This window comes from Aliicoccus persicus (assembly GCF_900110815.1).
Lineage (GTDB): Bacteria > Bacillota > Bacilli > Staphylococcales > Salinicoccaceae > Aliicoccus > Aliicoccus persicus.
Window position 1 is genome coordinate 76,536 of the sequence record NZ_FOIT01000005.1, and the last position, 20,773, is coordinate 97,308.

General features: G+C 41.5%; 23 protein-coding genes. 18 read left to right on the forward strand and 5 right to left on the reverse strand.

The features are described from left to right. Window positions 1-5: 5 nt before the first annotated feature. The 6 genes from BMW30_RS08210 (at window position 6) to BMW30_RS08230 (ending at window position 3,426) form a co-directional block, all read left to right on the forward strand. Window positions 6-344, forward strand: a complete 339-nt coding sequence (locus tag BMW30_RS08210) for a TIGR04104 family putative zinc finger protein (RefSeq protein ID WP_091475715.1) — start codon at window positions 6-8, stop codon at window positions 342-344. Beyond that, a complete protein-coding gene (locus BMW30_RS08215) occupies window positions 344-736 on the forward strand; it encodes a (deoxy)nucleoside triphosphate pyrophosphohydrolase (RefSeq protein ID WP_091475718.1) in 393 nt (130 codons plus the stop codon). The genes BMW30_RS08210 and BMW30_RS08215 overlap by 1 nt, the downstream gene beginning before the upstream one ends. Window positions 737-945: 209 nt before the next feature. After that, window positions 946-1,110 (forward strand): hypothetical protein, encoded by a 165-nt coding sequence (locus BMW30_RS10640; RefSeq protein ID WP_180366270.1) that lies wholly within the window; start codon window positions 946-948, stop codon window positions 1,108-1,110. A gap of 116 nt (window positions 1,111-1,226) precedes the next feature. Continuing rightward, the gene (locus BMW30_RS08220) at window positions 1,227-2,084 is read left to right on the forward strand and encodes a hypothetical protein (RefSeq protein ID WP_091475720.1); all 858 of its coding nucleotides are present in this window, start codon (window positions 1,227-1,229) and stop codon (window positions 2,082-2,084) included. Between the two features lie 183 nt (window positions 2,085-2,267). Then, window positions 2,268-2,417, forward strand: coding sequence for a 50S ribosomal protein L33 (gene rpmG / locus BMW30_RS08225; RefSeq protein ID WP_091475723.1), 150 nt, complete (start codon window positions 2,268-2,270; stop codon window positions 2,415-2,417). A 136-nt stretch (window positions 2,418-2,553) separates the two neighbouring features. Continuing rightward, window positions 2,554-3,426 (forward strand): bifunctional 5,10-methylenetetrahydrofolate dehydrogenase/5,10-methenyltetrahydrofolate cyclohydrolase, encoded by an 873-nt coding sequence (locus BMW30_RS08230; protein ID WP_091475726.1) that lies wholly within the window; start codon window positions 2,554-2,556, stop codon window positions 3,424-3,426. A gap of 46 nt (window positions 3,427-3,472) precedes the next feature. Here the strand turns inward: BMW30_RS08230 and BMW30_RS08235 are convergent, their stop codons facing one another. Further along, window positions 3,473-3,802 carry a YolD-like family protein gene (locus BMW30_RS08235; protein ID WP_245705667.1) on the reverse strand — a complete coding sequence of 110 codons (330 nt, stop codon included), beginning with the start codon at window positions 3,800-3,802 and terminating at the stop codon, window positions 3,473-3,475. Window positions 3,803-3,996: 194 nt separating this feature from the next. On the opposite strand from BMW30_RS08235, the gene BMW30_RS08240 reads away from it, so the two are divergent. Then, the gene (locus BMW30_RS08240) at window positions 3,997-4,998 is read left to right on the forward strand and encodes a lactonase family protein (RefSeq protein ID WP_091475731.1); all 1,002 of its coding nucleotides are present in this window, start codon (window positions 3,997-3,999) and stop codon (window positions 4,996-4,998) included. Continuing rightward, entirely contained in the window at window positions 4,995-5,285 is a 291-nt protein-coding gene (locus tag BMW30_RS08245; protein ID WP_091475734.1) for a hypothetical protein, read from the forward strand. Before BMW30_RS08240 ends, BMW30_RS08245 begins: the two co-directional genes overlap by 4 nt. A gap of 513 nt (window positions 5,286-5,798) precedes the next feature. Here BMW30_RS08245 and BMW30_RS08250 read toward each other — a convergent pair. The 4 genes from BMW30_RS08250 to BMW30_RS08265 form a co-directional block, all read right to left on the reverse strand. Next, a complete protein-coding gene (locus tag BMW30_RS08250; protein WP_091475737.1) occupies window positions 5,799-6,059 on the reverse strand; it encodes a GNAT family N-acetyltransferase in 261 nt (86 codons plus the stop codon). Between the two features lie 63 nt (window positions 6,060-6,122). Next, a complete protein-coding gene (locus BMW30_RS08255; RefSeq protein ID WP_091475740.1) occupies window positions 6,123-7,046 on the reverse strand; it encodes a manganese-dependent inorganic pyrophosphatase in 924 nt (307 codons plus the stop codon). A 22-nt stretch (window positions 7,047-7,068) separates the two neighbouring features. Next, on the reverse strand, window positions 7,069-7,617 hold the full coding sequence (locus BMW30_RS08260) for a cysteine hydrolase family protein (protein WP_091475742.1): 549 nt from the start codon (window positions 7,615-7,617) through the stop codon (window positions 7,069-7,071). Further along, window positions 7,592-8,821: an MFS transporter gene (locus BMW30_RS08265; protein ID WP_245705668.1), complete on the reverse strand. Its 1,230-nt coding sequence runs from the start codon at window positions 8,819-8,821 to the stop codon at window positions 7,592-7,594. The genes BMW30_RS08260 and BMW30_RS08265 overlap by 26 nt, the downstream gene beginning before the upstream one ends. Before the next feature lie 92 nt (window positions 8,822-8,913). On the opposite strand from BMW30_RS08265, the gene BMW30_RS08270 reads away from it, so the two are divergent. The 10 genes from BMW30_RS08270 to BMW30_RS08315 all read left to right on the forward strand — a co-directional run bounded on the left by BMW30_RS08270 (window position 8,914) and on the right by BMW30_RS08315 (window position 20,256). After that, a complete protein-coding gene (locus BMW30_RS08270; protein WP_091475747.1) occupies window positions 8,914-10,377 on the forward strand; it encodes a nicotinate phosphoribosyltransferase in 1,464 nt (487 codons plus the stop codon). Further along, window positions 10,367-11,188 carry an ammonia-dependent NAD(+) synthetase gene (gene nadE / locus BMW30_RS08275; protein WP_091475749.1) on the forward strand — a complete coding sequence of 274 codons (822 nt, stop codon included), beginning with the start codon at window positions 10,367-10,369 and terminating at the stop codon, window positions 11,186-11,188. Before BMW30_RS08270 ends, nadE begins: the two co-directional genes overlap by 11 nt. Window positions 11,189-11,202: 14 nt before the next feature. After that, window positions 11,203-11,850: a DUF2179 domain-containing protein gene (locus BMW30_RS08280; RefSeq protein ID WP_091475753.1), complete on the forward strand. Its 648-nt coding sequence runs from the start codon at window positions 11,203-11,205 to the stop codon at window positions 11,848-11,850. Then, complete coding sequence (locus tag BMW30_RS08285) at window positions 11,831-12,007, forward strand: NETI motif-containing protein (RefSeq protein ID WP_091475755.1); 177 nt, start codon at window positions 11,831-11,833, stop codon at window positions 12,005-12,007. The genes BMW30_RS08280 and BMW30_RS08285 overlap by 20 nt, the downstream gene beginning before the upstream one ends. Window positions 12,008-12,022: 15 nt before the next feature. After that, the gene (gene purB / locus BMW30_RS08290; protein ID WP_091475757.1) at window positions 12,023-13,321 is read left to right on the forward strand and encodes an adenylosuccinate lyase; all 1,299 of its coding nucleotides are present in this window, start codon (window positions 12,023-12,025) and stop codon (window positions 13,319-13,321) included. Window positions 13,322-13,340: 19 nt separating this feature from the next. Beyond that, window positions 13,341-14,102: a M15 family metallopeptidase gene (locus BMW30_RS08295; protein WP_091475760.1), complete on the forward strand. Its 762-nt coding sequence runs from the start codon at window positions 13,341-13,343 to the stop codon at window positions 14,100-14,102. Window positions 14,103-14,231: 129 nt separating this feature from the next. Then, window positions 14,232-14,903 (forward strand): heptaprenylglyceryl phosphate synthase, encoded by a 672-nt coding sequence (pcrB, locus tag BMW30_RS08300; protein ID WP_091475761.1) that lies wholly within the window; start codon window positions 14,232-14,234, stop codon window positions 14,901-14,903. Window positions 14,904-14,906: 3 nt separating this feature from the next. Then, entirely contained in the window at window positions 14,907-17,087 is a 2,181-nt protein-coding gene (pcrA, locus tag BMW30_RS08305; protein WP_091475764.1) for a DNA helicase PcrA, read from the forward strand. Between the two features lie 12 nt (window positions 17,088-17,099). After that, a complete protein-coding gene (ligA, locus tag BMW30_RS08310) occupies window positions 17,100-19,070 on the forward strand; it encodes an NAD-dependent DNA ligase LigA (RefSeq protein ID WP_091475767.1) in 1,971 nt (656 codons plus the stop codon). A 1-nt stretch (window position 19,071) separates the two neighbouring features. After that, window positions 19,072-20,256 carry a CamS family sex pheromone protein gene (locus tag BMW30_RS08315; RefSeq protein ID WP_180366271.1) on the forward strand — a complete coding sequence of 395 codons (1,185 nt, stop codon included), beginning with the start codon at window positions 19,072-19,074 and terminating at the stop codon, window positions 20,254-20,256. Window positions 20,257-20,773 lie beyond the last annotated feature (517 nt).

Genomic DNA, 20,773 nt, shown 5'->3' on the forward strand with positions numbered 1-20,773 from the left:
ATCAGATGGCAGTTTGTCCATATTGCAATCATAAATGGTCGTACAAGGAGCGATTGCTCGGCTATTCATTAAAATTACGCTCACGCATTCGTTGTAAAAACTGCAAGGAGTACCTGGAACCTTCAAATTTATCTATCTTCTACGATATTCTTGCTGTCCTCGGTGTTGCTGCAATGATTTTATTTGTTATTCCGGTTCTCAGGTGGCCGATGGGCATTTCAATTGGTTTGAGTATTTTTATCTTGTTATTGTATGTATTTTTCTTCGTACCAAACACTGTCCGATTCAAAACATACACATACAGAAGAAACAAAGATTTCTATAAGAAGGGGAATAAGTGGTAATGAAGAAACAAATCATCGTTGTTGGTGCAGTGATTGTTAAAGACAATAAAATACTCTGTGCCCAACGTCCTGCAGATAAAAACCTACCGCTAAAATGGGAGTTCCCTGGAGGAAAGGTTGAGAGAGGCGAATCTAAAGAGACCGCACTAATTAGAGAGTTAAAAGAAGAGATGGATTGTACGATTGAAGTGATCGAACCGATTGAAACGACGGCTTATGAATATGATTTTGGAATTGTTGAGTTAACGACGTTCTATGTCAATATCGTCGATGGTGAGATTAAGCGACTTGAGCATAATGCACTCAAATGGGTGGAGCGTCAGGAAATTCATACACTTGACTGGGCACCGGCAGACATTCCTGCGATTAAAAAGATTCAAAGTGATGTTTAAATGTGTTGGGATAGTGTAATAGTAATAGTATAAAAAGAAAAAACTGCACCTGGACGGGTGCAGAAAAATAGGAGAAACTTTTTATTTAGAAAATGGAATAGGTAGTTAATAATGAATTAACTATTCTAAGTTTAGTCAATATTCTGACTAATTGCAAGCGTTTTCTTAAATTTTCTTTCAAAATTTTAAATATTTATGGAGGTACATAAATGGAACTGATTAAATCACTGTTATCTTTTATATTTAAACTCGTGTTAATTTCTTCTGTAATCCTTGCAGCTGGCCTTGTTGTACTCGCTTATTTCCTTAAAAAAGATGTGGATGAAATTCGCAACTTCTCTAGAGAACTTAAAGATGAATTAAAAAATAATTAACGTTTAGAACTGAGGGTCTTTGATGCTCGGTTCTTTTTTTGTATTGAAAAGCATAAATATGCTTGATAATATATAAAATATACATTAACTAAAAAAGAAAGTGTAGGTGAATGTTTATGGAGTGTCCCAGGTGTCATGAAACCGTATTTGATACCGATGTAATGTGTGGAAAGTGTGGCTACCGCTTTGATGTTGAACATGCAGAAGATTTCTCACGTGCAGTAGATGAATCGTCTCAAAATGATGCAACTGAAGTTGAGGCGGATCAATCGGAAGAAATAGCACCTAAAAACAAATCAACGCGCAACGAGAAACTAGATGCATTTCAACAAAAATCTCAGGAAACTTTTCAACGCATTGTATCGAGCAGCTTTGTAGAAGATTTAAAAAATCTCATTGGCAACGGTATTACAAAGCCTAAAGCGACAAAAAATGGGTCATGGTTTGCAGCGATTCCAGCATCACTCGTGCTAATCAGTGCATTTATTTTATTGTATAGCTTGTTATTATTCATTCCGATCACGAGCATGGATGCACACAGTATGTCGCGCATCGGCACAACTGGTCTCGGTACGTTTTCTTATGTATTACTCGGTCATCTGCTACTTTTTACACTTGGATTCATTTACCTGTTCATATTGAGCAAATTATTGTCTGATAAAAAATCGATGTTCTCAAAAATATTGTCTGACTATGCTGTATTTCTTATTCCTGTATTTCTCGTGTTACTATTCGCATGGCTGATGGTCATCGTTGGACTGGCTCTTGTCGGATTCGTCGTTTATCTTATTGGTGTCTTGCTACTGCTAGTAATTCCACTGTATGTGCTGTTTGATGCACCGCATACAAAATTGAAAATGGATACGTATCAATTTATAATCATATACATGATAATCGCGGGTGCACCGCTATTCATCCCTGTTTGGATGATACTTGATCAGGCGTCTGTATTTTTCATGGGCGGTGTCCTGTAATGATTTTATTTTATACTTGAAAACTATTGGGAAATCGTGTAATATACTTAAGTGCGCGAAATTAATAGTTTCGGTTCTTATTTTCATTCATTACGAATGATCAACTGGCCAGTTGAATTGGCAACCATGCCTGAATACACGATTTACCGAAACCTTTTATGAACCTATAAAGGAGAGAGACATATGAGAGTCAATGTGACATTAGCTTGTACTGAATGTGGTGACCGTAACTACATCACAACTAAAAACAAGAGAACAAATCCTGAGCGTATTGAAATGAGAAAATACTGCCCAAGATTAAACAAGTACACGTTACACCGTGAAACGAAGTAATTGTTTTCTATCCTCATCTATCGTTATTCGATAGATGGGGATTTTTATTTGAATTCTTTGAACAATCGTATATGTCCGTCTCAACTATGATATATTTATTAGTAGATTAATGTTTACATAGGGAGAGTATAGATTTATGACGACAATTTTAGATGGTAAAAAAGTTGCCGCAGCAGTCGGCGAAAAAGTAAAGACTGCGCTAGAGCTTTCAGAAAAGCATGGTATTAAACCGAAAATTGCATTTGTTCGTATCGGTGACTTATCAGATTCAATTGCTTATGAAAATTCTGCAAAACGTTTATTTGGTAAGTTTGGTATCGAAGCAGAGCAGCATCACTTCCCAGCAGATGTTTCACTTCGCCAATTTTTAAATCGCTTCAGAGAAATTAACCAAGACTATTCGGTAAACGGTATCCTACTGCTTCAGCCTGTGCCTGATCACATCGATATGAAGCGTGTGATTGAAATTATGAACCCGGTTAAAGATATCGACGGTATTACGCCGATGAACATGGGTAAAGTAATCACGGGTGAAAAAGACCGACTTGAGCCATGTACACCAGCAGGTGTGATTGAAATGCTCGATTACTATGATATTCCGCTTGAAGGAAAAAAAGTAACAATCGTTGGTGCGAGTAACGTTGTCGGTAAACCACTATCGATTTTAATGATGAACCGCGGCGCAACAGTGACGGTATGTAATGTACATACACCAGACCTCGTTGCCGAAACGAAAAATTCAGATGTTATCGTCAGTGCGGCCGGCGTCGTGAATCTGATTCGCGAAGAGCACGTCAAAGAAGGCGCAGTGATTGTCGACGTTGGTATCAACGTGAATGACGATGGTAAAATCGTTGGCGACGTTGACTTTGAAGGCGTTAAAGATAAGTGTTCATTCATCTCACCAGTACCAGGTGGTGCAGGGTCTGTAACATCATCATTACTCGTCTATCAGTTAATGCTCGCAACAGACTTCCAGAAAGAACCGGTACTTTTCTTAGAAAGTTAATGATATTAAAGCAGTTGCCAATCATATGTGATTGGCAACTGTTTTTTTATGTGAGCGTAATATTCAAAATATCCAAGAACGGTATAAAGACAAGTGAGTCTTGGGCACTATCCTGCGTTTGTTTTTCTCCAATTAAAATCATACTCCACGTATCGACGCGAACCACTTTCAGTTGGATGAAGTATCGTCTGCCGTCGTAATAATATTCGATGCGCACGGGTCTTTTATCTTTTAAGGCGTAGTTTAACACGCGATTCATCTCATCTATACGATCGTCGGAAAGCTCCGGCCGTTCAATTTTCGTCTGTGCGTCCACCATCTTTGCAACATTTTCAAATTGTTCAGGCATCGTTGCAAATGGGGCCCACTTAATCATGCCTCGACCTCTCGGTATATTCGAATTGAGTTCTGCCTGCGACATTGTTCTGTAGTCCAATTACAACACCTACTTCTTCTGAAAATTATGTACACTCATTATACGAACATACGTTCGATAAATCAACTCAATTATTTAAATTCTTGTCGTAAACTGTCATAATAGATAGAGATAAATAGGGCGGAGGTCATACTATGCGTGGATTGATTGGAAGTTATACAAAAGCTGAAGGACAAGGCATCTATGCGTTTGAATTAAAGGATAAAAGAATAGAAAATGTGAGTGTCGCAGTGCAGACTGCAGATGCGACGTATCTGACTGTTGCGGGTGATTATATCTATGCTGTTTACCGTGAAAATGGTGTGGCAGGTGTGCGCACATTTAAAATAGTGGATGATTCACTGCAGCTCGAACAGGTCGGCGAATGCTTAAATGACAGTGATTCCGGGTGTTATTTGGCAGTCGTTGGCGATGGGAAGTATCTCGTTGATTCTGGATATGCTTCAGGAGAAATAAGATTGTATGCGATTCGAGATCACGTGGTGACAAAAGTGCTCGACACATTTCAAATCGAAGGCAGTGGGCCGCACGAGCGACAAGATGCTGCACATGCACATTTCGTGGATGAGACACCAGATGGCAGATATTTAGTTGCAGTCGATCTCGGCGCCGATAAAGTCGTCACACTAAAAATCGAAGATGAACGATTGATGTTCGTTTCGGAGTATGTGACACCAGCGGGCAGTGGACCGAGACACATTCGCTTTAGTCCATGTGGACGCTATGCGTATGTGTTTACGGAGTTATCAAATGAAATTATCGTGCTCGGTTATGAAGATGGCGTGTTCGAATCGCTGGCAACATATAGCACGTTACCAGCAGACTTTGATGGCCATTCACAAGGTGCCGCGGTCCGTTTATCGGATGGGTATTTATATGCATCAAACCGCGGCCACAACTCGATTGCAGTGTTTGAACTAATCGATGGTGGTGCAGATTTGAAACTTATTGAGATTGAACAGACACGCGGAGACTGGCCGAGAGACTTTAACATCACACCGGATGGCGAGACACTTGTTGTGGCGCATGAGCGGTCACATGAAATTTCAGTGTTTGAAATTGGTGAGTCGGGACAGTTAACATTTATGGAGAACACCGCACGTGCCGATGAAGGTGTGTTTGTCACGTTCGTATGAGGAAGAAGTATGTTGTAATTACTGTATTGGTGGTTGTCTTTATCTTGTTGTTGTCACTGCCGATTGTTGATCGCACGAGCGATTCCGAGCGCGTGATTGTCGACTACACAACGCGCGACATCATCCACCCAAACTGCTTTGACCAAGCAGAAGGCATCACAAACAATGTTGACGAGATGTCACTTTCCACTGCGCGCGATTATCACGAGATGGAAATCCGGGACGAATGCTCGGTTGAGCGCCTGCCTGAAGGGAAAACATCGCTGTTGATGAAGATTTTTGAGTAAACCCACTTGAAGAGTGGGTTTTTTGTTGGCTATCGTGTCAATGAGAGTTGCACACTGACGCGCATATGGGTTTGCGTTCCAATGAGCCTCGCTCACAGACACGCAGGTTGATTTACGTGCCAATGAAACTTGTTCACAGACACGCAGATTGATTTGCGTGCCAATGAGACTTGTTCACAGACACGCAGATTGATTTAAGCGCCAATGAGAGTCGCTCACAGACGCGCAAACGGATTTACGCGTCAATGAGACTCGCTCACGGACACACAAACGGATTTACGCGTCAATGAGACTCGCTCACAGACACGCAGATTGATTTGCGTTCCAATGAAACTCGCTCACTGACACGCAGATTGATTTGCGTTCCAATGAAACTTGCTCACAGACACACAAACGGATTTACGTTCCAATGAGCCTCGCTCATAGTCCCGATAGACCCACAAAACCAAAAAACCACCCCAAAATCCAACTTTGGGGTGGGATTTCGGGGTGGTTCTCACACAACACAAACAACTACATTCTCACATCGTCAAATTCTTTGTGGCGAATGACTGGCGGTACATATGGGCATGTGCCTTTTACTTTTTTGCCTTCAGCACGTGCCATCGAGACGGCTTCGAGCACTAACTCTTTCGCGAGTCCTTGCCCGCGTTCTTCCGGCTTGGTGAATGTCGCCGTAATATCGAGGTGATTGTCGTACTCATCATAGATTAAATAAGCGATTTCTTCGTTTTCTTTAAAAATCGATAAACGTCCATCTGATTTTTGTATCATCTGACTCAACCTCCTTCAAATTAAACGAATTTATAAAACCATTCAAACCAGCTCACCGATAAATTACGACAATGCTTTCGTAATGTTCGGTACGACTTGCTTCTTACGTGAGACAACACCTTCTAATATCGCAGTGTTGTCATCTAAAGTAACGTCAAATGCTGCTTCAACGGCTTTATAGTCTTTACCCAAAGCGAGTACTTTAGAATCGGAAACTAAAATATTCGTCACGACAAGTATGAATAAGTCGTATTCTTCTCTATCTACTTCTGCATTGATTGCTGTTTCTAATTCTTGACGTCGTTCAAACACTTCATCAACGTCAACGACGTTAATCTGTGCGATGCGCACGTTCTTCTCATTCACCTCGAATGTTTTCGCATCTTGTCCGATCAGTTCGGCTGCAGTTTTATCTTTTGTTGATGCGCCAGCTTTCAGCATTTCAAGTCCGTACGTATCAACATCCACACCAGCAAGATCTGCAAGTGCACGGCCAGTCACTTCATCTTCTTTAGTCGTTGTTGGCGATTTGAACAATAGCGTATCTGAAATAACTGCAGATAACATCAATCCTGCCATATCTTTTGGAATGTCCAAACCTTCTTCTTTAAACACTTTATATAAAATTGTTGCTGTACATCCGACAGGTTCTGCTCTAAAGTAGAGCGGACTTTCTGTCTCAAAGTTTGAGATGCGGTGGTGATCATATACTTTTAAAATTTCAGCATTTTCAATGTTTGTCGCTGATTGCTGAAACTCATTATGATCGACGAGCATCACGCGTTCGCCATCGATGACGCTATCGATAATTTTCGGTGCATCCACACCAAAGTAATTTAAAGCAAATGCAGTTTCTTCACCAATTTCACCAAGCATGACAGCTTCTACATCATCATTGCCGCGTGCACGCTCGATATATTCAAGCACGAGTGCGGATGTGACTGTATCTGTATCTGGGTTTTGGTGTCCAAAAATTTTAATTGACATAGTTAATACTCCTTTGATTATGTTAAATAATTTCAGCAGCTAAGCTATTTTTCATGTGGTCGAGCGCAACCGTGTGTCCATCTGGATTAAATGATGCCACACAATTTTCTAACACTTGGATATGATAACCTAAATTATACGCGCCAATTGCAGTGTGCAGTACACAAATATCGGTAACGACGCCACCTAGTACTACTGTATCAATATTTCTCTCTCTAAGCAGTAAATCGAGATTCGTTCCTGCAAATGATGAATATCTTGTCTTGTCGATAAAGAACACGTTATCGAGTGATTTAATCTCTTCAAAACGCTCGCCGACTTTTCCATATAAATCACGGCCCGCTGACCCTTCGATATTATGTGGTGGGAACAGCTTTGTTTCTGGATGATGCGGATCATTCTCCTTATGGATGTCCATCATGAAGAATATCGGTGCTTTTTTATCGACGAATTCATTGATCGCATTCACCATGTTTTCCTCGACATCTTGTGCTGGCTTTCCTGCAGTTAACTTTCCGTCATCTGCTACGAAATCGTAAGAGTAATCAATAATTATGAGTGCTTGATTCATGCTCACGTTCCATCCTTTCTTTAAATTCCTCTGATAATATTTTCCTTCTCCATATAAATAATACATTACATATGAAGAGAATGACCACTATTATGCTGAAAAAGATAAAGTACGACGTCCCATTCGAAGCGTCTATCAAAGTACCACCGAGCACTGGTCCGGAGATGCTCCCGACACTAAAAAATATCCCGGCCATCAAGTTGCCAGCAGGTAGATTAAAGCGCGGTGTAATGTCAGTCATGTACGTAATTCCAAGTGAATACATCGAGCCTAAACATGCACCGGCAAGTGCGAACAATACGATATACATTGGTAACGATGATTTGACAAATTCCAGTAGTATAAATACGGAACCGCCGAGCAGCAGCAAGATACTGACTAATATCGGTCTGCCGATTTTATCTCCAAGTGCACCGATCGGTATTTGGAACAGAATGGCTCCGAAACTAAATGCAGGTAAAATCCACGTGATGTCTGCATACTCAAGACCTTCTCTCAGTCCATAGACGGGGAAGTTTGTGTGTAATGAACCTTCTAAAACACCAAACATTAACGGAAATAAAAACACGACCCAACTTGATTTTAAAACATTTTTAAAATTGACGAGTGTTGAAATGAAACTAATCGGTACACCGTTGTCTGATGGCTTTTCATCTTTTGCACCTTTTAGTAAGAAGATGAGCGGCCAGGCAAGCATTGTTAAAACACCGCTGACAATAAACGGCAGCGGCTCTGCAATTTCAACAAGCTCGCTGACTTTCGGTCCAATCATAAACCCTGCGCTGAAGAACAACCCGTAAAAGGCGATGACGCGTCCGATCTTATGTCTCGGTGTCGTATCGGTTAGCCACGTCTGTGTGGAGAAATGCAGTGCATTGTCGGCCACACCGACGATTAGGCGCAGTATAAACCAGAAGATAATGCCATCTAATATTGGAAACGCCAAGAGTGCAAGTGAGACGATGAGCCCGCCGGCGACAATTAATTTTCGATAGCCATATTTTCTGAGTGGTACTTCTATGAAGAGTGCTGAAAGAAAAACACCGATGTAGAGCCCGGATGCGTGGATACCACTTATTGATGCGTCGATTGCCCGATGTTCAAATATGTATGCGATGAGTGGTAGCAACATGCCCTGTGAAAATCCAGAAATCGCAACAATGATAGATAAAATGATAAACTTGGCACGAAAGCTATCTAACATAATCCATTCCTCCGAGATATACAGTGTGGTATATTTTATAGTAACGAATTGATTATATCATGCAAAAGATGAAACGAAAGAGGCGTAAATGAATGTTCCAGAAAAATGATGACAGTCTTATGTTACACACGGATTTATATCAGATTAACATGGGAAAAGTTTATTTTGAGCAAGGGTTAGAAAATCGCAAAGCAGTATTTGATTTATATTTTAGAAACATGCCGTTTCGAAATGGCTATGCGGTATTTGCAGGTCTAGAGCGCATCGTAGAATACTTGGAGAATTTTAAATTCACAGAAAGTGATTTAGCGTATTTAAAAGATCAAGGCTATGATGATGCGTATTTAAATTATTTAAAAAATCTCAAGTTTTCCGGCAATGTACGCAGTGTTAAAGAGGGAGAAATCGTCTTTAACAATATGCCGTTACTTCAAATAGAAGCACCGATTATTCAAGCGCAATTGATTGAAACTGCATTGTTAAACATCGTGAACTATCAGACGCTAATTGCAACGAAAGCAAATCGTATTCGCCAAATTGTACCAAATGACACGCTGATGGAGTTCGGCACGCGCCGAGCGCATGAGATGGACGCAGCGATTTGGGGGGCGCGTGCATCGATTATCGGCGGATTTGACGGCACGAGTAACGTGCGTGCGAGCAAACTATTTAATGTCCCAGCATCAGGTACACATGCGCATTCGATGATTCAAGCGTATGGTGATGATTACACTGCATTTAAAGCGTATGCGGAGACACACAAAAATTGTGTATTCTTAGTCGACACCTTTGATTCGTTGAAGTCAGGTGTACCGAATGCCATTAAAGTCGCAAAAGAGATGGGCGACAAGATTAATTTTATTGGTATTCGCTTAGACTCAGGGGATATTGCATATCTGTCTAAACAAGCGCGTAAAATGTTAGATGCAGCAGGATTCGAAGATGCACAAATTATCGTTTCAAACGATCTTGATGAAGTGACCATCATGTCGTTGCTCCAACAAGGTGCGAAAGTGGATAGCTGGGGTATCGGGACGAAGTTAATTACAGCTTACGATCAACCAGCACTTGGTGCCGTGTACAAATTAAGTGCGATTGAAAATGAGGAAGGGGTGCTCGAGAACCGTATTAAAATATCCGGTGACCCAGAAAAACTTACGACACCTGCAAAGAAAAATATCTATCGTATTATTAATAAATCGACGGGCATGAGTGAAGGGGATTACATTACAGCATTCGAGGAGACGATCGATGAAAATGAACCGCTGCTCATGTTCCACCCAGTCTATACGATGAAGCGTAAAAGAGTTCGTAACTTTGAAAAAGTAGAGCTGTTACATGATGTCTATAAGGATGGTCAATGTGTATATGAGCACGAGTCAATCGAAGAGATGACAGCGCGCATGAACCGCGGTCTTGATTTACTTTGGGAAGAATATAAACGTTTCTTAAACCCAGAAAAATATCCAGTCGATTTATCGACGAAACTTTGGAATATACGCCAAGATTTAATCAACAAAGTGAATGATGAAATGGATGATGAATATGACGGATAAACAACGTGAAATTATCCAAACGCTACATGTAAAACCTTCGATTGATGCGCAAGATGAAATAAGAGAAATCATTGATTTTATGAAAGACTACGTAAAACAACATACATTCATAAAGAGTTTAGTGCTCGGTATCTCGGGTGGCCAGGATTCGACATTGCTCGGTAGACTTGCACAAATGGCAGTGGAAGAACTGCGAGCGGAAACTTCAGTTGATTATAAATTTTATGCCGTGCGTCTGCCATATGGTACGCAACATGATGATATGGATGCACGTGACGCAATTGAGTTTATTGCACCGACACATCCGGTGACAGTGAACATTAAAGAATCTGTAGATCATGGTGTTGCTGCACTAAAAGAAGCCGGTTTTAACTTGACTGAATTTCAAAAAGGTAACGATAAGGCGCGCGTGCGAATGAAAGTACAGTTTGCTATCGCCGCAAACACGTCAGGCGTGGTACTCGGAACAGACCACGCTGCTGAAGCGGTGACAGGATTTTATACGAAGTTCGGTGACGGGGCGAGTGATTTAATGCCTTTATTTGGATTGAATAAACGACAAGGCCGTGCGATGCTTAGCGCACTCGGTGCACCGGAGCACTTGATTACGAAAATTCCGACAGCAGATTTAGAGTCCGATCGACCACTATTGTCTGATGAGGAAGCACTTGGTGTTACGTATGATGCGATCGACGATTTCTTAGAAGGTAAAGAAGTTTCAGATAGTGATTATGAAACGATTGTCGGATGGTACACGCGTACACAACATAAACGTGATCTACCGTATAACAGATATACTAATCCCGAATAGACAGGAGCATTCATATGTTAGAAATTATCAATTCATCTATCTATACAGTGCTGCTCACGATTTTTATCATCCAAATCGTCTACGTCAGCTTGTTTACAATTCGTACAGTGATGGTGTTAAAAGGGTACAAATTCATCGCGGCCGGCATCAGTATTGTCGAAGCATTTATTTATATCGTCGGACTCGGGCTTGTGCTTGATAATTTAGATAACATCATCAATATTATCGTCTATGCGCTCGGGTACGCATCGGGTATTATGGTCGGTCTAATTATTGAGCAAAAGATTGCCCTTGGCTATGTTGTTGTCAATGTGACAACCGCTGAAAAAGATAAAGACCTACCCAATCATTTTAGAACGCTCGGATACGGTGTGACGCATGCGACAAGCTATGGTCGAGATGGAGAACGCACATCGATGCAAATTTTAACACCAAGAAAATATGAGAAGAAACTCATCGAAACCATTCAGGAAATCGATGATCGTGCATTTATTGTGTCATATGAACCGAAAAATATTTCTGGTGGTTTCTGGACGAAACAAGTGAGACGCAGCAAGCTAGAGGATTATGAACCGGAACACGTTGAAGATGTGTTAGACCTTGAACAAGCGTATTCAGAAACGGCGAAAGATGGAGACGAAGATGGCAAAAAAGAAATTTAAAGTTGAAGACAATGAATCAATAGACGATTGCTTGGCACGTATGAAAGAAGAAGGTTATACACCAGTAAGGCGTATGGAAAAGCCTGTGTTTAAAGAAGAGAACGGTGAAACAGTCGTGTCGCATCAAGAAATTGTATTTGAAGGTAAGAAGCTATAAAAGGAGAGGTTTCATGTGATTGCAAGGTATACAAGACGAGAAATGGGCGATGTTTGGAGCGAACAAAACCGCTATGTGGCATGGTTGGAAGTTGAAATTTTAGCGGCCGAAGCATGGGCAGAACTCGGTTTTATCCCGAAAGAGGATGTCCAAAAGATTCGAAAGAATGCAAGTGTTGATGCCGAGCGAATTCACGAAATTGAACAAGAAACACGTCACGATGTCGTCGCGTTTACGCGCCAAGTTTCAGAGACATTAGGCGACGAGAAAAAATGGGTACACTACGGGCTCACATCAACAGATGTTGTCGATACGGCGCAGAGCTTCGTATTAAAACAAGCCAATGACCTTTTATATGATGGGCTGTTGCGCATGCGAGATGTGTTGAAAAGAAAAGCGCTTGAACACAAGAACACGATCATGATGGGACGCACGCATGGTGTACACGCTGAACCGACGACGTTCGGTGTCAAGATGGCGCTATGGTATAAGGAATGGGAACGAAACATCAAGCGCTTTGAAGCGGCGCGTGCTGATGTTGAAGTCGGTAAGATGAGCGGTGCGGTTGGGACATTTGCGAACATTCCGACTGAAGTTGAAGAGTATGTCTGTGAAAAACTAGGCATCGGATTTGCTGAAGTTTCAACGCAGACGTTGCAGCGCGATCGTCATGCACATTACATAGCGACACTCGCCCTCATTGCGACATCACTTGAAAAGTTTGCCGTTGAAATCAGACATTTGCAGCGCACGGAACTCCGTGAAGTTGAAGAATCATTTGGCAAAGGACAAAAGGGTTCGAGCGCAATGCCGCACAAGCGTAATCCAATCGGTTCTGAAAACATTACTGGACTATCTCGAGTCATTCGTGGATATATTACGACAGCGTATGAAAATGTGCCGCTTTGGCATGAGCGCGATATTTCACACTCATCTGCAGAGCGTGTCATGTTGCCAGACGTGACAATCGCACTGGATTATATGTTGCACCGATTTGCAAACATCATTGAAAACCTATCTGTTTTCGCTGATAATATGAAAGAGAACATCGATAAGACATTCGGACTTGTCTATTCTCAAAAAGTCATGCTTACAATGATCAATAAAGGACTATCACGTGAAGCAGCATATGACTTAGTTCAGCCAAAAGCGATGGAATCTTGGGAATCGCATCAGCCGTTTAAACAACTATTAGTGCAAGATTCACGCATTACAGAAATTCTCAGTGACGATGAACTCGAGGCATGTTTTGATAAAAAACAGGATTTAAAGCGCATCGATACCATTTTCAAACGGGCTGGGTTAATTTCATAAACATAAAGGGTGTAAAATTATGAAAGTGTTAGTGTCAGTAATCGGGTTATCATTTATTACGGACCTGCTCGTGAATATCGGTATTATGGATGAGCCAGAACCACTGCCAGAAATAGAATTTATGTCATATGAAGTTGAATATGTCACGATTGAAGATGTGGCCATTCAGTTTCTTCCACGCTTCCAAGAAATCGATGGCGTGACGTTTATCAATGATATATTGTATGTTAGCGAGGTTGTTGGATTGCCAGAAACGTTTGATCCAGGACTTAGTCCAGAGGTAGAAGCGGCATATGAAGAAATGCGTACGGATGCGCTCGAATTCGACTTAAACTTTGTCATAACGAGTGACTACCGTTCTTATACCGGTCAAGAAGAGATCTATAATGATATGTTAGCCGTGTATGGCACGGTGGAAGAGACGAATAACTGGGTCAACCAACCTGGATTCTCTGAACACCAATCGGGACTTGCAATCGATGTCGGTTCATATGAAAGTTGGGAGCTGCAAGAAATGCCATTCGGCTTTACACCAGAGTCTGAATGGGTTGCAGAAAATGCACACAATTATGGGTTTATCATACGCTATCCAGAAGGCTATGAAGATGTGACAGGAATGTCTTATGAGCCATGGCATTTACGCTACATCGGTGTTGAGCATGCGACAGCAGTCTATGAAAGTGGCGAAACTTTGGAGCATTATCTCAACCTCGTCGATGAAGATGGCAATGTGAATATACCTGATGAATATGTTGATTATGAAGAAAATACACAACAATAAATGAAAAAATCCGTACGTTTATCTCAAAGTGGGATAGCGTGCGGATTTTCTTTTGTGTGGACAGATTCAGAAATCTCTTTTACTGCTATACATGATATAATGAGAACACGAAGTTTTGGAGGGAAATGTATGTTAGAAAACTATAAACATGTCTTTAAATTAGACCCGAATAAGACGATCAGTGATGCGCACTTAGAACGCTTATGTGAGTCTGAAACAGACTTGATAATCGTCGGTGGTACTGATGGCGTTACGCAGTCAAATGTACTCGACTTAATGTCGAGAATTAGACGCTATATGACACCGGTGGCGTTAGAACTCTCCAATTTAGAAGCGGTTGTTCCCGGTTTTGATCATTATTTTGTGCCTGCCGTATTCAATACGAAAGATATGAAATTTTTACACGGCATGTTACTTGAAGCGTTAGAGCGCTACGCGCATTTACTCGACTATGACACGATTTCATTAATGCCGTATTTGATTTTCAATGAAGAGTGTAAAGCATACAAATATGCAAATTGCGAACCGATCAATCGTGAGAACATGGCGTATTACATTCAGTTAATCGATAAAATGTATCGTCAAAAATATATGTACATCGAATTCAGCGGTACACTAGCTGAGAAAGAATTGCTGCAAGACATTTATGAGACGAAAACGAACGTGCATATGATCTATGGTGGTGGCATCGATTCGAAAGAAGCGTTCGACGAGCGCGCACCGTTTGCGGATACGTTAGTCGTCGGAAACTTAATTTATGAAGATTTTGAAGCAGCATTAAACACAGTAATTAGGAGTTAAATTATGGACTTATCTATGATGAACGAAGAGCAACTACAAGCAATTAAATCAACAGATGGCCCGTTATTAATCATGGCTGGTGCAGGCAGTGGTAAAACGCGTGTGCTCACGCACCGTGTGGCTTATTTACTCAGTGAAAAAGATGTGCCCGCATACAATATTTTGGCCATCACGTTTACAAATAAAGCAGCCAATGAAATGAAGTTGCGTGTCGAGCGCATCGTTGGGGCGCAAGATGCACGTGACATTTGGATTTCAACTTTCCACTCGATGTGTGTGCGAATACTGCGCAGCAACATTAACTATTTAGGCTATGATCGCAGCTTCTCAATCATCGATCCAACCGATCAACGCAATGTCATTAAAGACATCATGCGTCGCAGAAACATCGATGTAAAACAGCACAATCCACGCAATATCATCGGTTATATTTCCAATCAGAAAAATGCACTGACAAAGCCGAAAGAAGCGATGGAAACTGCCGATAAATTTCCAGACACCTTATATGCTGAAATTTATCAGACGTATCAAGAGGTGCTCTATAGAAATTCAAGCGTCGATTTTGACGATTTAATCATGTTGACGATTGAACTCTTTCAAAAAGAGAAGAGTGTACTCGAATTCTATCAAAACAAATTCCAATATATTCATGTCGATGAGTACCAGGATACGAACCAAGCGCAGTATGAGCTGATTCAACTGTTGGCGAAGAAGTATCGAAATATTTGTGTCGTCGGTGATTCTGACCAATCGATATATAAATTCCGTGGTGCTGATATCACGAATATTTTAAACTTTGAAGAAGATTATCCAGAGGCGAAGATCGTGAAACTCGAAGAGAACTATCGCTCAAGCCAGACAATATTGGATGCTGCCAATGCAGTAATTCAAAACAACATGGAAAGAAAACCGAAAAATTTACGCACAAAACGCAGCTTAGAAGAAAAGATTACGAGCATCGTCAGCGGTACGGAACGTGAAGAAGGGCATAGCGTTGTCAGTCATATTATGGACTTAAAAGGTAAGTATAAATATAACGATGTTGCTGTACTATATCGAACAAACGCACAGTCTCGTGCAGTCGAGGATGCACTGATGAAGTCGAATATCCCATACAAAGTTGTCGGTGGTATGAAGTTCTACGAGCGTAAAGAAATTAAAGACTTGATGAGTTTCTTACGCGTTATTCAAAATCCGCGTGACGACATCAGTTATGAACGCATTATCAACGTACCAAAACGAGGCGTTGGACAAAAGACGATCGATAAGATTCGTGCGCATGCTGAAGCACATGAAATCAGCATGTATGAGGCATTAAAAGCAGCGGACTTTATCGGTCTGAGTGGTAAAGTCGCCAATGCACTCGCATTGCTGAATGAAACGTTAGAGAATTTACAGAAGAAATCCCAGTTCATGTCGGTGACAGAGCTTGTCGATGAAACACTGCATGACACGGGCTACTTAGAAATGTTAGAAGCAGACAAGACGCTGGAATCAAAAAGTCGTATCGAAAACTTAGAAGAATTTAAAACGGTGACGATGGAATTTGACCGTGACAATGAAGTTTCGGATTCACTGCTGTTTGAATTTTTAAGTGATATGGCACTCGTATCTGATCAGGATTCGATTGAAGAGGACAGCGGTGTCACACTGATGACGATGCATGCATCAAAAGGACTTGAGTATCCAGTCGTGTTTATTATCGGACTGGAAGAGGGGATTTTTCCATCGCGTCGTGCGATATTTGATGAGAGTGAATTAGAAGAAGAGCGACGCTTGATGTATGTGGCACTGACGCGTGCAGAAGATCGATTGTTTATCTCTAGAGCTGAAACACGCACGATTTATGGTAAACAAGAGTCGAACATGAACAGCAGATTTTACGGTGAAATACCTGAAGAATTAATCGAAGGTGTGCAATATGAGCGACCGTCAGTAAGAATCGGTGGATATAATGCAGACCGTGCGAATCGCCCTGCACGTGGTAAAAGTCGCGTCGTAACGACAGGTGGCGCAACGTCTAAGTTTAAAACAGGCGATAAAGTAACACATCCTAAATTTGGTGAGGGATTGATTACTGCAGTTAAAGGTGAGGGCAGTTCTGAAGAGCTCGATGTCGTTTTTAAATCCGTTGGACCGAAGCGTTTGCTCAGTCAATTTGCACCAATATCTAAAAAGGAGTGATGTCCATTGTCCATGGAAGAGAGAATTAAAGAACTTCAAAAATCATTGACAGAACACAACTATAACTATCATGTACTCGACAAACCGACCATTCCAGATAGTGAATACGATGGGTTATTACATGAGTTGATTGACCTTGAAAATGAATTTCCTCAATTTAAAACTGATGATTCACCAACTGTTAGAGTCGGTGGGGATGTACTCGAAGGATTTGTAAAAGTAACGCATGACACACCGATGTTAAGTCTATCAAATGCTTTTAACGCAGAAGACTTGCGTGCGTTTGATAAGCGGGTGCGAGATGTTTATCCGGAAGCATCATATATGTGTGAGCTGAAAATTGATGGATTAGCCGTCTCATTAAAGTATGAAAATGGACGGTTCATTCAAGGTGCGACACGTGGGGATGGTCGCGTGGGTGAGAATATTACAGAAAACTTAAAGACGATTAAATCAATTCCACTCCGTGTAAACCGTACGGTATCGTTTGAAGTGCGTGGTGAGGTGTACATGCCGAAAAGTTCTTTCGTTAAACTGAATGAACAGCGTGTGGCAAGTGCACAGCAGTTATTTCAAAACCCACGTAATGCAGCCGCAGGATCATTGAGACAGTTGGATCCGAAGCTTGCTGCATCGAGAAACTTATCGATATTTACATACAGCGTAAATGATTTAACAGAACTCGATGCAGAATCTCAGAGTGCAGCGCTCGATGAACTCGATGCGCTTGGCTTTAGAACAAATAAAGAACGGCGTGTATTCGAATCCATTGAAGACGTCATTGATTGGACGGCGCACTGGACAGAACAGCGCAGTGAGTTGCCATATGAAATTGACGGTATCGTAATTAAAGTCAATAATTTTGATGCACAAGAAGCACTCGGTTTTACCGCACGTTCACCACGTTGGGCAATTGCATATAAATTCCCAGCTGAAGAAGTCGTAACCGAGTTGCTTGATATTGAACTGACAGTCGGCCGCACAGGCGTTATCACACCAACTGCCATACTGACCCCGGTAAAAGTTGCGGGTACGACGGTCTCGCGTGCATCATTGCATAACCAAGAATTGATTGAAGCAAAAGACATTCGTATTGGTGATAAGGTCGTCATTCGAAAAGCAGGGGACATCATTCCAGAAGTGATAAAACCACTCGTTGATGAACGCACAGATCAAGTGCCGTATGCTGCACCAACGAAATGTCCGAGTTGCGACCACGACGTCGTGAAGTTAGAAGAAGAAGTCGCAATTAGATGTATCAATCCATCGTGTCCGGCGCAGCTTGTTGAAGGCATAATATACTATGCGTCTCGTACGGCAATGAACATCGAAGGATTGGGTGAAAAACAAGTCGCTCAACTTTACGAAGCTGGACTCGTCAAAGATATCAGTGATCTTTATCAGCTTAAATTTGAAGATTTAATTGAACTCGAACGATTCGGAATTAAGAAAGCTGAAAACTTGTTGAACTCAATCGAAGCATCAAAAGAACAGGGATTACAAAAGCTCTTGGTTGGACTTGGCATTCGATTTTTAGGAAGTAAAGTATCCGAAATCATCGCTAGTGAATTCAAGACGATGGAGCGCTTGCTACAAGTGACACCTGAAGAACTCATGAATGTGCCTGAAGTGGGAGAAAAAATTGCGAACTCTCTATATACGTATTTAAACCATGAAGATATTCAAAAGTTGATTGAAAAGCTCGATCAATATGGCGTGAAAATGTCTGAAGATGTCGTGGAGCAGACGAGCAATTCATTTGATGGATTGACGTTCGTGTTAACCGGAAAAATGGAAGAGATGACACGTAATGAAGCGAAAGCTAAAATCGAGGCAGCTGGTGGAAAAGTGACTGGATCTGTGTCGAAAAATACAGATGTACTCGTCGCGGGTGAAGAAGCCGGCAGTAAGTTGACGAAAGCACAGTCATTAGATGTTACAATATGGAATGAGCAAGAATTTATTAAAAAACTGGAGCAGTAATATGAAAAAATGGTTATTAATCGGTGTGTTGCTCCTCGCGGCATGTGCAGACGACGGGGTAGATACATCACAAGATATCGTAACAGATGTAGATATACCTGTGTCAGATGGTGAAGAGACGGTCACATCGAGTGTCGGTTTAAATGAATCATACTATCAGTCTGTCATTCCATATGAACTATCACCTTCCCGGGGATTGACGAGCACGAATATGGTCTCGACATATAATATAGAATCGTTTGAAGCGGGGCTGCTCGAGCATAGTAAAGAAGTGTTTAGTGTCGAGGACTATTACTTCAGAGAAGGTCAAGTGTTTACGAGCGACATCGTCCGTGGGTATTTATCGCGTGCATATTCAGAAGATGAAATTGCAGATATGTCGGATGAAGCGCGCGAATCGAGTGGTGCATTCAGTAATATGGGCTTGAACCCATCGGTACAAGGCGAGACGAATGAGGCAGTGATTGCTGAAAACTATCCGAGATATTTATCACATATTCTAGAACAGAATTATATGGTTGAAAATGAAGATGGCGAGTATGAGCTAGAGGGCATGACAATTGGGCTTGCTTTAAATAGTGAGCATTTGTACCGTAGTGATAACAGCAGTAGCACCCAAGCGATGGCGATTAATGAAAGTGACTCGGTCAGCTTTGCAGAAGGTGCAATTGAAGAGATTTTAGAACGATTGCGTGCGAATGAGGCATACGAAGATATCGATATATTTTTTGCGGTCTATATCCAGTCCGGGCGCTATGACATCGTACCAGGGAAGTTTGTGATGACAGCACTTAGCCCAGGTGGAGAATCAGAAATTGAGTCGTTCGAATCAGTAGAAGAAGAGTTTGAGTTGTTACCAGCAACAGGTGAAACAATCGTGAGTGACGCAATTAATGCAGAGTACCGTAACTTTAACACACGATTGACCGAATACTTCGACAACTTCTCACAGACGATAGGTTTAGCACGATTCAAAGACGGTCAGTTTACCGAGTTGAATATCACGATCCCAATCGACTACACGAGCCGCTCCGAAGTAGTTGCGATGGCACAGCATGTGAAAGATATTCTTTTGAATAGCTTTGCTGGGATAGAAGTAGAAGTTGTGATTTCGAGTGCGCATGAGACATACGCAGTGATTACGAAAGATAGTGACGATAACATTAGTTATTATGTGTTTGATTAGATTTTTTGATCGCCCAACCACAGCATGTGGTTAGGCGATTTTTTGATTGTTGATGTGGCCTGCCAATTCAGGTTAGAAAAACAGTTTGAATTGGCAGTATTTTGATTTATCTGCCAAATCAGGTCCGAAAAAATCATTCGAATTGGCACATTTTGTTTATTTCTGCTAATTCAAAGAAATTCAGATATAAAAAGTGGGGTGAATTGGCAGTTGACAATGCTATCGCTAACTCACCTCTGATATTTGATCTGAGTGAGCTTTCTCGTGCTCACTCAGGGGAAAAAAGTGTTGTGAGTAAGCATGGTTTGGAGTCTCGTGCTCACTCGAGCCAGAAAATCACTGTGAGTGAGCACAGTTCGGTATCTCGTGCTCACTCAGGGGAAAAAAGTGTTGTGAGTAAGCATGGTTTGGAGTCTTGTGCTCACTCGATCCAGAAAATCACTGCGAGTGAGCACAGTTCGGTATCTCGTGCTCACTCGAGCCAGAAAATCACTGTGAGTAAGCACGGCCAAAGTCT